At 39.9% G+C, this 13,017-nt stretch carries 11 protein-coding genes and 1 pseudogene; 8 read left to right on the forward strand and 4 right to left on the reverse strand.

Features of this window, described 5'->3' with window-relative positions; all coding sequences use genetic code 11:
• Positions 1–85 precede the first annotated feature (85 nt).
• From typA to GVX98_RS03095, 3 genes are all read left to right on the forward strand, one after another.
• A complete protein-coding gene (typA, locus tag GVX98_RS03085) occupies positions 86–1,924 on the forward strand; it encodes a translational GTPase TypA (protein WP_004695169.1) in 1,839 nt (612 codons plus the stop codon).
• Between the two features lie 201 nt (positions 1,925–2,125).
• A complete protein-coding gene (gene mscL, locus GVX98_RS03090) occupies positions 2,126–2,560 on the forward strand; it encodes a large conductance mechanosensitive channel protein MscL (RefSeq protein ID WP_004983115.1) in 435 nt (144 codons plus the stop codon).
• A gap of 127 nt (positions 2,561–2,687) precedes the next feature.
• Complete coding sequence (locus GVX98_RS03095) at positions 2,688–3,017, forward strand: gamma-glutamylcyclotransferase family protein (protein WP_004983113.1); 330 nt, start codon at positions 2,688–2,690, stop codon at positions 3,015–3,017.
• A 57-nt stretch (positions 3,018–3,074) separates the two neighbouring features.
• On the opposite strand, the gene GVX98_RS03100 is transcribed toward GVX98_RS03095, so the two are convergent.
• Together GVX98_RS03100 and mutM are read right to left on the reverse strand one after the other, a co-directional pair.
• Positions 3,075–3,359 carry a peptidylprolyl isomerase gene (locus GVX98_RS03100; RefSeq protein ID WP_004695176.1) on the reverse strand — a complete coding sequence of 95 codons (285 nt, stop codon included), beginning with the start codon at positions 3,357–3,359 and terminating at the stop codon, positions 3,075–3,077.
• Complete coding sequence (gene mutM, locus GVX98_RS03105) at positions 3,356–4,210, reverse strand: bifunctional DNA-formamidopyrimidine glycosylase/DNA-(apurinic or apyrimidinic site) lyase (protein ID WP_004983112.1); 855 nt, start codon at positions 4,208–4,210, stop codon at positions 3,356–3,358. The genes GVX98_RS03100 and mutM overlap by 4 nt, the downstream gene beginning before the upstream one ends.
• Before the next feature lie 353 nt (positions 4,211–4,563).
• On the opposite strand from mutM, the gene GVX98_RS03110 reads away from it, so the two are divergent.
• The 3 genes from GVX98_RS03110 to GVX98_RS03120 all read left to right on the forward strand — a co-directional run bounded on the left by GVX98_RS03110 (position 4,564) and on the right by GVX98_RS03120 (position 8,101).
• On the forward strand, positions 4,564–5,844 hold the full coding sequence (locus GVX98_RS03110; protein ID WP_159127232.1) for a carbohydrate porin: 1,281 nt from the start codon (positions 4,564–4,566) through the stop codon (positions 5,842–5,844).
• A gap of 108 nt (positions 5,845–5,952) precedes the next feature.
• On the forward strand, positions 5,953–7,068 hold the full coding sequence (locus GVX98_RS03115) for an NADH:flavin oxidoreductase/NADH oxidase (RefSeq protein WP_159127233.1): 1,116 nt from the start codon (positions 5,953–5,955) through the stop codon (positions 7,066–7,068).
• A 109-nt stretch (positions 7,069–7,177) separates the two neighbouring features.
• Entirely contained in the window at positions 7,178–8,101 is a 924-nt protein-coding gene (locus GVX98_RS03120; protein ID WP_159127234.1) for an AEC family transporter, read from the forward strand.
• Between the two features lie 42 nt (positions 8,102–8,143).
• On the opposite strand, the gene GVX98_RS03125 is transcribed toward GVX98_RS03120, so the two are convergent.
• On the reverse strand, positions 8,144–8,950 hold the full coding sequence (locus tag GVX98_RS03125) for a tetratricopeptide repeat protein (RefSeq protein ID WP_159127235.1): 807 nt from the start codon (positions 8,948–8,950) through the stop codon (positions 8,144–8,146).
• 292 nt (positions 8,951–9,242) lie between these two features.
• On the opposite strand from GVX98_RS03125, the gene GVX98_RS03130 reads away from it, so the two are divergent.
• Positions 9,243–9,488, forward strand: a complete 246-nt coding sequence (locus GVX98_RS03130) for a hypothetical protein (RefSeq protein WP_004695190.1) — start codon at positions 9,243–9,245, stop codon at positions 9,486–9,488.
• Between the two features lie 341 nt (positions 9,489–9,829).
• Positions 9,830–11,015: pseudogene (locus tag GVX98_RS03135) on the forward strand (sorbosone dehydrogenase family protein).
• Between the two features lie 52 nt (positions 11,016–11,067).
• Here the strand turns inward: GVX98_RS03135 and GVX98_RS03140 are convergent.
• On the reverse strand, positions 11,068–12,972 hold the full coding sequence (locus GVX98_RS03140; protein WP_159127236.1) for an AAA family ATPase: 1,905 nt from the start codon (positions 12,970–12,972) through the stop codon (positions 11,068–11,070).
• Positions 12,973–13,017 lie beyond the last annotated feature (45 nt).

The raw sequence follows: 13,017 nt of genomic DNA on the forward strand, positions 1-13,017 counted from the left end.
ATGAGTCTGTCAATAAACTGTCACTACTAAATTCTATTATTTTTCTGTATAATTTGCCCTCAAACTTTAGGCGTATCGAATTTACATGTCAGATATCAAAACTCTCCGCAACATTGCCATCATTGCGCACGTTGACCACGGTAAAACCACTCTAGTAGACAAACTTTTACAGCAATCAGGTGCACTTGGCGATCGTGCAGGCGAGATTGAGCGTGTCATGGATTCAGGCGCGATTGAAAGTGAACGTGGTATTACCATTCTTGCAAAAAACACTGCAATCAAATGGTTAGATGCACGTACCAATACAGAATACCGTATTAACATCGTCGACACCCCAGGACACGCGGACTTCGGTGGTGAAGTTGAACGTGTAATGTCGATGGTTGACTGTGTACTTCTTCTTGTTGACTCTCAAGAAGGCCCAATGCCACAAACTCGTTTCGTAACGCAAAAAGCGTTCGCACGTGGTTTGAAGCCAATCGTAATTATCAACAAAGTCGACAAGCCAAGCGCGCGTCCAGATTGGGTTATTGACCAAGTATTTGATTTGTTTGATAACCTTGGTGGTTCTGACGAACAGTTAGACTTCCCAGTTGTTTACGCTTCAGGTCTTCGTGGTGTTGCTGGTCCATCTCCAGAAGAACTTGCTGAAGATATGACTCCATTGTTCCAAACCATCGTAGACATTGTTGAGCCACCAGCAGTTGATGTTGATGGTCCATTCCAAATGCAGATTTCTTCACTTGACTATAACAGCTTCGTAGGTGTTATTGGTGTTGGTCGTATTCAACGTGGTTCAGTTGGTCTGAACACTCAAGTTACTGTAATTGATAAAGAAGGTAAGACTCGTAACGGTCGTATCTTAAAAATCATGGGTTACCACGGTTTAGAACGTGTTGATGTTGATTCTGCTCAAGCAGGCGATATCGTATGTATCACAGGTATTGATGAGCTTCATATCTCTGACACAATTTGTGATCCGAAAAATGTTGAAGCTTTACCACCATTGTCTGTAGATGAACCTACAGTAACGATGACTTTCCAAGTAAACAACTCACCGTTTGCGGGTAAAGAAGGTAAATTCGTAACTTCACGTAACATTCGTGAGCGTTTAGACCGCGAATTGATTCATAACGTAGCGTTACGTGTTGAAGATACTGACAGTCCAGACCGTTTCAAAGTATCTGGTCGTGGTGAACTTCACCTTTCAGTTCTTATTGAAAACATGCGTCGTGAAGGCTTCGAGATGGGCGTATCTCGTCCACAAGTAATCTTGAAAGAAGTTGATGGCGAAAAGCAAGAGCCATACGAAAACGTAACATTTGACGTTGAAGAACAGCACCAAGGTTCTGTAATGGAACAAATGGGTCATCGTAAAGGCGAAATGACGAATATGGAAGTTGACGGTAAAGGCCGTATCCGTATTGAAGCAACTGTTCCTTCACGTGGCTTAATTGGTTTCCGTTCAGAATTCTTGACCATGACTTCTGGTACAGGAATCATGACTTCAAGCTTCTCGCACTACGGTCCAATGAAACAAGGTACTGTTGCGAAACGTCAAAACGGTGTGTTGATTTCTATGGTTCAAGGTACTTGCCTGGGCTATGCATTGTTCACATTGCAAGACCGTGGTCGTCTATTTGCTAAACCTCAGTTAGAAGTTTACGAAGGTATGATCATTGGTATTAACTCTCGTTCAGATGACATGACAGTTAACCCAACTAAAGCAAAACAGTTAACAAACGTACGTGCTTCTGGTACTGATGATGCGTTGACTCTTGTTCCTGCTGTTGAATATACGCTTGAACAAGCGCTTGAATTCATTGAAGATGATGAATTAGTTGAAGTAACACCTAAGTCAATCCGTATCCGTAAGCGTTACTTGACTGAAAACGAACGTAAACGTAACCGTTCTGGTAAATAAGTTTTAAAAATGATGTTGCCTCATGCGGGGCCGCAACATTTAAAAATGCCATCAATTTATTGATGGCATTTTTTTGTTTAAAATTAGCAAACCAATATATAAAAGCAGATGATTTCCGAGTAAATTACGTGGAAATGAAGCTATAAAATTAATGTATACTTCGTCACATAAATTAAAGTCAAAAAATAACTGGAGATTTAGATGAGTATTGTTCAAGAGTTCCGCGAATTTGCGGTAAAAGGCAACATGATTGATTTGGCTGTCGGTGTAATCATCGGTGGTGCATTTGGTAAAATTGTCGATTCATTGGTGAAAGACATCATCATGCCATTGATCACGGTTGTGACTGGTGGTGGTGTAGATTTCACACAGAAATTCTTTGTTTTAGGGGATAACCCAAACAATTTACAGTCTTTAGATGAGTTAACCAAAGCTGGGGTAAACGTCCTGACTTATGGTAACTTCCTTACAATTTTAATTAACTTCATCATTTTGGCATGGGTGGTGTTCTTAATGGTGAAAATGATTAATCGTATGCGCCGTAAACAAGAAGAAGCAGCGCCAGAACCAGCAGCAACGCCAGAAGATATCGCGTTGCTACGTGAAATTCGTGATGAATTGAAAAAACGTCAGTAATCGAACGGTTAAAATAAAACGGCACATCAAGTGCCGTTTTTTTATGTCTGAGACTGATCCGAAGACTGGTTTTTGTACAGTTTTGGTTTTATGATGCGCGCTGATTGAATAGCTATGGGGATGCCGAATGAACCAATTATTTGTCTACGGGACACTTCGTCCCAATCATGAAAATGCCCATCTTTTAGAGCGTATAGGTGGAACATGGCAAAAAGGCTATGTGCATGGCGTGGTGCATATTTTGGATTGGGGACCCGACAAAGGCTTATTCGCCATTGTTTTGGATCCGCAAGCAGCAGCAGTTGAAGGATATTTTTTTAGCAGTGAAAAATTAACCGAACATTGGGATGCGTTGGATGAGTTTGAAGGGATACAGTATCAACGGGTGAGGGTACAAGGGACGTTGGAATCTGGCGAACACGTTGATGCTTGGACATATGAGATGAAAGAGGCTTAATCAAATACAGTGTTTGTGATGTGTTTAGGCTTAAACACATCACACAACGCGCAGCTTTTAAAAATCCATACGGAATTTAATTTCTAGTAAATGAAAACCAAATTGGCTCTTGATGGGACCATGTAGTACTTTTTCAGCCGCACTAAAGACCAATTTATCAATCACAGGCACCAGTTGGCCTTTTTTGACTTCACCCAGTTCACCGCCGCGTTTAGCTGAATTACAGGTGGAATATTGCTTGGCAATTTTGGCGAAATCGGCGCCATCGTGGATTTTCTTTTTCAGTTGTTCAGCGAGGTCTTTGTCTTTGACCAAAATATGACGAACAATGGCAGTTTTCATTTGGTTTTTCCTCGAGCTGTGGCTTTGGGCTTCGGTTGCACTTTTTTCAGCGGTTGGCATTCGGGACAAAATACAGAAGCACGCTGTCCCAGTTTGATGTTTTCAAGCGTGGTTTCGCAGTTCACACACATTTCACCTGCTCGGCCATAAGCCAATAAGGTTTGTTGAAAGTAGCCATTTTCACCCATCGCATTGGAATAGTCCCGCAGGGTAGACCCACCTAAGTCGATGGCCTGCTGCAAGATACGTTTAATCTCGACCACCAATTTTTCAATTTGGTCGTGCGTTAAACTAGACGCCACTTGCGCAGGGTGTATGCCCAAATTAAACAAACTCTCTGTGGCATAGATATTTCCGACACCAACCACCACATGATTATCCATGATTGCAACTTTTATGCCGACCTGTTTGTTTTTCAACTTTTGACTTAAATATTCAGCGTTAAAATCAGCACTCAGTGGTTCAGGCCCAAGTGTATCGATTAACTTGGTTTGCGAATATTCATCCAGCCATAAAATACAGCCGAAGCGGCGCGGATCATGGTAGCGTAGCTCGACATCTTCAAAACGAATAATCAAATGATCGTGTTTACGCAGGGTTTCACCGACCTCACAAATACGGAAACTCCCTGACATGCCCAAATGCCAAAGCATCGTGTCTTGTTCAAAAACGGCCAAAATGTATTTAGAACGGCGTTTGAGTTGAATTAAACGCTGTCCCACCAGTTTGCTGAGATCGGCGGGAATCGGCCAGCGCAGGCTCGACTGGCGAACTTCAATACTGAGTACTTGTTGATCTAATAACGGCGCTAAACTGGCTTTGGTGGTTTCAACTTCGGGTAATTCTGGCATGGCAACATGAGCTGATAAAACTTGAGGCTAATATTGCGGTGTACACGCAAGATTGCAAGTGATTTCAGCAAGAGGCTTGGCTTTAGCACATTTTTAGAAAGCTAAACTGCGGGATTGCTTGCTGTGATCAGGAATTATCCTCTTTAAATTGCGTTCTCGAATCGTGTGAAAACTGCCATGAATCACCCAAATCAAATCTTCTATTTATCACTGTGGGTGATATTGATAACTTTTTTTTGACTTAATGATAAAAATTTTGCTGAGATCTTTGTTTAAAAATTATGTACTTTTCATTAAATTTTTCATTTAAATGAAATGAATTGTTCTTCATTTTAGTTTGGGGCTTAGGTTTTATGCGACAGTTTTCTTTCTCTTTATTTGCAACAGCAATGTGTGCCTGGGCGACAGTGAGTCATGCGGAGCAGATGCTAGATGTACAGGGTCAGTATTTGTTTGGTGACTGGCAGGGAAAACGAACTGAATTGGCGCAAAAAGGCATTAAGTTTGAAGCCAATGCTTTAACAGATACCAACTATTTGGCGGATGGCGGCCGCAATGCAGGTGCAAGCCCAAGTACCGCTTCGCAGTTTTGGTTAGGTACACAATTTGATTTAGAAAAGCTAGCCGGCTGGGAAGGGGTCACCATTCGTTTTGTTGCGACTGCGCGTCAAGGACAAAGTACCTCAATTCGAGATTTGCAAGATCCTTCTGCACCGCAATTAGCCAATGTGCAAGCCACCTATGGCCGTGGGAATCAAGACAGCCGTTTATCTGAGCTTTCGATTGAAAAGCGTTTTAAAGAACAAGGGCTCAGTGTCAAAGTTGGGCGATTGGGTTTGGGGTCAGATTTTAACGTGATGGCGTGTGATTTTGTCAGTAATGCCTTTTGTGCCGCACAAATGGGGAAATGGCAGGGTAATATCTGGATGAATACGCCGGTTTCACAATGGGGTGGTCGCATTAAGTATCAACTGACCCCTGAAGTAGCAACTCAAGTGGGTGTTTATGAATTCAATCCAGATAATGGCAATGGAAAAGCCGAAGGACAAGGTTGGAGCCTAGACACAGAACATGCCGATGGTGTGACTATTCCAGTAGAAGTGATTTGGGCACCGAAAGCACTGTTCAATGGTTTGGCGGGGAGCTATCGGGTTGGTGGGATATATAACACCGCAGATGATCCAAATAACCAATATGATGTGGCTTATGGCAAAGGTGTGGTTGGCGAAGACCGGACATTTGCAGGATGGATTGCCATCGAACAGCAACTGACTTCAACGGGTGCAGGGCGCCAAGGTTTGCATAGTTTTGCCAACTTTACATGGCATGACCGCATCACCAATAAAGTAGACAACTCACAACAAGTGGGGCTGAAATATATTGGGGTATTTGAACAGCATCCGACGGATATTTTAGGTTTGGGTGTGAATCGAGTACACCTAAATGATCGATTCGCTGCGGGTAAATCACAGTATGATGCGAGCGCGGAATACAATATTGAACTGAACTATAGCTATAACCCTACGCCATGGTTAATGTTACGTCCCAACATTCAGTATGTGGTCAACTCAGGTTCAAGCCATGTGGTGGATAATGCACTGGTCTTGGGGCTCGGAAGCCGCATTATTTTCTAAATGGATAGCCATAAAAGTGCAAAGGTTCGACAGCAGATTTGCACTTTTAGCGTTGAATGCAAGGCACTTTATTTGTTATAGATCATAGTGAGTACAGGGAGAGCTGTGATGCCATTATTATTTCAACCCATTCAATTTGGGGATCTAAACTTAACAAATAAAATCGTGATTGCGCCGATGTGCCAATATTCAGCCAATGATGCGGGTGAGTTGAGCTATTGGCATGAGCAACAATGGGCCAATTATGCTTTGTCAGGTGCGGGCTTATGTATTGTTGAAGCGACAGCCGTACAAGCGGTAGGACGGATCAGTTTTGCGGACTTAGGACTGTGGAATGATTTGCAACGTGCACAAATGAAAGCCTTGCTCAGAAAAGTCAAAACACTCTCTCCAATGCCTTTTGCCATTCAACTGGCACATGCGGGGCGTAAAGCATCGACCGATCGTCCTTGGTCGGGAAAAGGTCAGATTAAACCGAATGAACCGCATGGTTGGCAAACGGTGTCTGCCAGTGACGTCCCCTTTAAGCCCGAAGAGCATGCACCACATGCTTTGAGTGTGACGGAGATGCAAGACATCATCGAAGACTTTGCCAGTGCTGCAGTACGCGCTGTAGATGCAGGTTTTGAGCTGATTGAGCTACATGCAGCCCATGGTTATTTGTTGCATCAGTTCATGTCACCGCTGTCGAACCGACGTACCGATGAATATGGCGGAAGTTTTGAAAACCGCATTCGATTTACCTTAGAAGTATTCCAAGCCATTAAACAAGCTGTTCCTGAAAACTATCCCGTAGGTATACGTTTATCTGCAACTGATTGGATGGAATCGACCGCAACAGAAAGTTGGGATATTGATTCAACAGTGGGGCTATCGAAAGCGTTGGAGCAACTCGGGGCGGCTTATATTCATGTCTCAAGTGGTGGCTTGCATGTGGAACAAGACATTCAGATTAAGGCCAAGTATCAAGTGCCTTTTGCCCACGCGGTGAAGCAAGCGGTGAAAATTCCAGTCATTGCGGTTGGATTGATTACAGAAGCCAAACAGGCTGAACATATTTTAGAAGCGCAAGAAGCCGATGCAATTGGTCTGGCGCGCGCCATGTTGTATGACCCACGATGGCCGTGGCATGCAGCCGCAGAACTGGGTGGGAAAGTCTCTATCGCACCGCAGTATTTACGGTGTCAGCCACATGGGATCAAAGATTTGTTTTCTGCGTTCTAATCGCATAAGCATTTTGCTTTGCCATTGGGCTTTAAAAATATTTCAACTGAGTAAAGGTGTATCCTAGGATAGGTCTTTACTTACATCATCTGGAAAAGGAACAACTTGAATGATTTTTTCGGTAATTTTTCCAGTTTTTTTCCTGCTCTTTCTCGGTTTTGCCTCTGTCAAAATCCAGTTGCTCGCTAAAGAGCAAATGACTGCAATCAGTGCTTTTGTCATCAAAATTGCGTTACCTGCTTTATTGTTACATGCCTTAGCATCAAAAGATTTGCATGAAATTTGGTATCCGTCATATTTTTATGTTTATGCAGCTGTGACCTTTGGCTTATTTATTACGTCTTTTATTTTAGGTCAAAAGTTGTTTAAGAATCACTTTACCCACGCTGCAGTTTTTTCACTGGGTGCATCCATGTCCAATACGGGATTATTGGGAGCAGCAATTCTGACGCTGCTGATGGGAAGCGAAGCGATGATTTATATTTCATTGGTGGTGATCATTGAAAGTGTATTTCTTGTACCGCTGATGCTCACTCTGGCGGAAATAGGGCGACAAAGACAAGCCAATTTAGCCTCCATTTTAAAAACCACATTTCTTACGTTACTCAAAAATCCATTGTTTTTATCGGTAATGATTGGCATGAGTTGTGCGATTTTCGAAATTCAAATTCCACATTTAATCGACCAAGTATTTGCGATGCTAGGTCAGACCGCTGCACCTTTAGCACTCTTTATTATTGGTGGGGGCATGGTGGGTCTCACTATTCAGTCTTTTAACCTGCAAACGGTTTATCTGGTGGCATCTAAAAATATTTGTATGCCACTATTGGTTTATTTAGGGCTGACCTATTTGACTGAGTTGGACCCAAAGATGATTTATGCAGGAACCTTGATTGCGGCTTTACCGATGCCATCTCTATTTGGAATTTTTGGGCAAGTGTATGGCTTAAATGAAAAAGCACTCACTCCATTGATGATCAGCACGTTATTAAGTTTTATGGTGGTCAGTATCTTGATTGGTCTTTGGTGGTGAAAAAAATACTCTCAATTGAGAGTATTTTTTTGAAGAAATGATTTATTTTTTGACTGCTGCTGTTGCAGGGGACTTAGCTTGATTCGCCATCATGGTTTCAACCTGCGCTAATGATTCTTTGGCTTGTGGCACATTTTCCTTGGCTAAAGCAGTGAAAATTTTCTTCGCTTCAGGCAAGTTCTGCGGAATGATATTGCCATTAGCAAACATATTGCCTACGGCCATCAGTGCAGGAATATAGCCTTTTTTGGCTAAGTCTTGAATGCTGTTGAGGCCTTTTTGAATGGGTGCTTCTTGTTTGTTTTTAAAGCCTGTGCTGATGTCATATAAAGCTTGTGCATGAATGGCTTGATAGTTGCCTTTTTTCACCAAAGGCTCAAGTTTCTTAAGGGCTAACTTTTCAGACTCTGGTTTATTTTCGGAAAATAACAGCACGGCATATTCAACGGTTGCATCATCAAAGCCTAATTTAGATGCGGCTTCAAAGTGTTGTTTGGCTTTGTTGATGTCTTGAGGCAAGCCTAAAGTACCAGTGACATAGTTTTTCGCAAGCACATAATGCGCAACAGGGTAGCCTTTGTTTGCAGCATCTTGATAGAGCTGAATGGCTTTCTTCTCATTCTTCGCTGTGCCTTGGCCAGTCTGAGTCAAATAAGCCAAGTTGTACATGGCTTGTGGATTGCCAGACTTTGCCAGTTTTTCTAAAGCCTGATATGCCCCCGTCATATTATTGGCTTTGACCATTTCTTCAATCTTGGCAAATTCGGGGTTGATGGTATCTTGAGTGGAGGCTGCAAGTGCAAGCTGGCTAGAGAGTGCTATTAAGCTTGCAAGTACGAGTTTCTTCATGTTTTATAAACCTTTTTCATACACATAAGTCCATCTATGTGTGTATTTGTTTTTAGTCATTTCACATCATAAGTTGAATTGTGTGAATGTAAATATCTGAATTGTGTCTTGGTCTTACAAATTTCCGTTGATTGTGTTGATCGGTATATATTTTTCCAATACAAACCGCGTGCTGTGCAGTGGAAAAGTCTGAAACGTGTTATTGGTAGTTGTAGCTGATGGCTTCGGGTTTTATTAGGATTCTGGCTTAGATTCTGTTTAAATAGCGCTGAAAATGAGTAGTGAGTTCAGCATGTTTATTAAGTCAATTAAGCGAAATTATTTAAAAGTTTTGGCCGATGAGTCGATTCCAGATGGTGAAAAAATTGATGCCTTATTGATGAAATTGGGTGGTGAGTTTTTAGTGAGCAAAGATGACCGCGTGTATATCTTTGAAAAAGACGGTGTGACCGCAAAATTTGATGCTAAACATGCACGAGACTTTTCATTTAAAGACTATCTCTGCAAAGACATGAATAAGTTGTTTCATGATTTTTGATATTTAATATTCATTGAACATGAGTGAACTGTTAAATTAAGGCTCTAAAAGGATTTAAGTCCTTGGGTGAGCTTTTTATCCAAGGACTGATGGTTGCTATAGAGTTCTAAAGCAACAATTTTTTATGTTTTGTTTATACCCGAAGAACGAGTGTGAATGGCTTAACCCACTGTAAAGACACTTGCAGTGGTTAGGCTAAAAGATAATATAAAATAATATTTTGTATATGAAGAGCCTATACGATTTTCTAGCAAAAGCGTTTGACTATGTGCTCATCATTCAAGTTATATCATATAAAAAAGAAGGTTAATTTTCATAAGATGAATCGAGACGTCTCTAAAATGATAAAAATATTCTCAATCTTATTCATATGCTTAATTAGTTCAATGGCAGTTTTAGCAGGGCAGCCAAATCTTGTTCCTCATCAAATCAACTTGAAAGATGGGAAGCACTTTTCTCTAAATCTACCAGCAAATTACGAAATCATTCCTGCTGCTGAAGGTTTAAAACGCGTTCGTTTTTTTAGCAAAGCACCTGACGGTAGAATGTTTGTAACGGACATGCATGATTTAACCGACAATAAAAAAGGCATCGTTTATATTTTGGATGAATGGAATGCTGAAACAGGGAAATTCGGTAAAATCATTCCTTATATGACGGGGTTGAAGAATCCAAATTCAGTTCAATTTTATACCGATTCTTCTGGACAAGATTGGTTGTATTTGGCTGAAACTCATCAGCTCACCCGACGAAAAATTACGCAAGGTGAAATTAAACCGACGGCTAAAGCCGAAGTTCTAGCGACTTTTCCTGATTATGGTTTAAGTTATAAATATGGGGGTTGGCATCTAACACGAACTATTGCCGTGGGGGGAAACGGGAAAATTTATGTTTCAGTTGGCTCAAGTTGCAATGCTTGTGTCGAGAAAGAAAAAGTTCGAGCAACAGTTTTAGAAATGAATCCCGATGGTTCTGAACAAAAAAATTATGCCACAGGTTTACGCAATGCAGTCGGTTTGAAATGGGTAGGTAAATTTTTATTTGCCACCAATCAAGGTGCGGACCATCTGGGTAAACATAAACCTGATGAAACTTTTTATGCACTCAAGCGTGATATGAATTATGGCTGGCCATCTTGTTATTCGTCGAATGGTAAAATTTTTGCAGATCCAAAATTTAAACGTCCAACAGGATGTAAAAATGTACCATCTCCTTATGCTTATTTCCCATCGCATTCATCTGCACTTGGCTTTGATTATTTTGATGATCCAAATACGGATGAAACCATCAAAAATTCTTTTTTAGTTGCTCTGCACGGTTCTACAGATGCCACAATTGGTCATGGCTATAAAATTGTGATTAATGCGTAAAGGGCAAAAATTACAGACATTTATGGATGGTTTTTTAGTGGGGAATAAGGTGAATGGTCGACCTGCGGATATTTACCGTATAGATGCAAATTCATTTTATTTTTCCGATGATAAAGGCGGTGTGGTTTATTATGTGAGGCGGAAAGAGCCTTCATAGCTCTAAAAAAAGCCAAAGCATTTTGGGCTTTGGCTATATCTGATAGTTCGTTCTACCTATTACACTTTTCAATATGCTGGAAAATACGTTCGCAAAGTTCTTCCGCTTTTGGTGTAAGTTGCCAATGAGGATGATCATCAAAATCTTTAATGATTTCACGGCAAAAATCTAATTTATATTTAATAGTTCCTACACCTTGTCCGTCAGCAAAAGCCGTTTTTGTAGTGGTTGATGTAGGCTTCTTGATTGCTTGATCAAGAAGTTTTCCGATACCAAACTCACTATGATCAAAATAGTTTTCATCAGTAATTTCATCAATTAATAATATGTCATAGCTCTTTTTGGTTTCGGCTCTCAATCGAGAAAACTTAGATTTAGCCACATTAATGATTGAATCATTAGGTAAAGTATTTTCTGTTTCTTTACATTTAAGAATGAAGTAATTTTCTTTTTTAAATTCAGTTTGTAAAGCTTTAACACGCTCAGGTTTATTTTTAATATCACCATCTGCAATAAGTAGCATTTCACTTGCTACAGCTTTGGCGCTAAGTCCTTTGTCATCTAAATGATCTGCGTAATCATCACTAAATGACCAGTGCGTTAGGTTACTTCCTGAATATTCCACAAATGTGTAGTGATAATTTGGCATAAAACGACGGTATTTTTTATATTGTTCAGAGCCAGATTTTTCTAATTCGGCTAAATATTTTTCCATATATTTAGTGATATACAAGCGATCGGTAATGCCTTCGACCCAAATGGTGCAGTTAGCTAAATAAACCGAAGAGGGTTTTACTCCAAGTGAAGCAAGCAGGTCACGATCTCGGTCACAACGATAAATTTTAAAATCAAAGCCATCTTTAGGATTTTTTTTTGGTTGTTTTACGAATTTTTGGATGATGACTTGATCTGATTCATCTGCCATATCTAAAAGATGGTTGGAGTGTGTTGTGAAAAAATAATAGTGTTTGGTTTCATTTAGATAGAAGTTCATCAACTGACGAACCATGCCCGCATGCATATGCAGTTCAGGCTCTTCTATAAAGAAAGCATGGGTTTCATCTTTTTTGATAAAAGCTTCATAAGTTAAAATAATGACTTGTTGTAAGCCATCGCCGAGTTCTGAAATAGGGAATTGTTTGTCGCTTCCAATTTTAATGTTTACAACATCTTGATCATGTTTTGGGATGAGTGTAATAGTCTCATTATCAAAGAAATATTGGCTGAGTTTTTCCTCGTATTTCCTGATGATTTCGCGTTGTTCAGGTTCACCAAGAAGATGCTCTTTTAGCTCATGGTAAAGAGATTCACCCGTAATAATATTGGATGAATTATATTTTTCTTTATCACTGAAATAATCTTTTTGAGCGCGCTCGATATAAGGTTGTTTATTTTCTATTTCTGTAACAGGGCGCATACCTCTAAGAATAGGGATATAACTTTTTTCAACTGAAATTATGTTGATATCATTCTGATAGCTTTGTGTTTTTTCAATACCTAAAATTGATTCCGAAAAAATAAGACCTGTTTCTCCCCAGTTGTTTTTAAAATAGTACGTTAATAATTTGTCATAAAGATTCTTTAAAAATACTTTATTACTGTAATGCAAGTATTGAGTAATTGTATAAGCTAAAATGTCAATTTCTTTATTTAGTTCAGAAAGGCTAATTTCTTTTGAATTAATACGAACAGGATTTCCCTTATAAATTTTTGCGGAAATATTATTTTTTTTATTGGTTATATTTTCTATTATATTAGTGTCTATTTTTAAGTATGGTACTGTAGATATTGATTCACAACTTGAAAATAAGTTTCTTAAGAAACGACTTTTTCCTGCATTATTTTTCCCAATAAAAAAATTGAGGCGCTTAATTTCGATTACTTGATTATAAGCACTTTCGTTATCTGCACTATAGTTTTCTAAGTTTTCAGCCCAATAGTATAATTTTTCAGTCATTAAAAAGCCCCCAAATCTGGAGGCTAATGTATCATAACAGCATAA

Origin of the sequence: Acinetobacter sp. 8I-beige (genome assembly GCF_902505955.1) — a bacterium.
GTDB lineage: Bacteria > Pseudomonadota > Gammaproteobacteria > Pseudomonadales > Moraxellaceae > Acinetobacter > Acinetobacter johnsonii.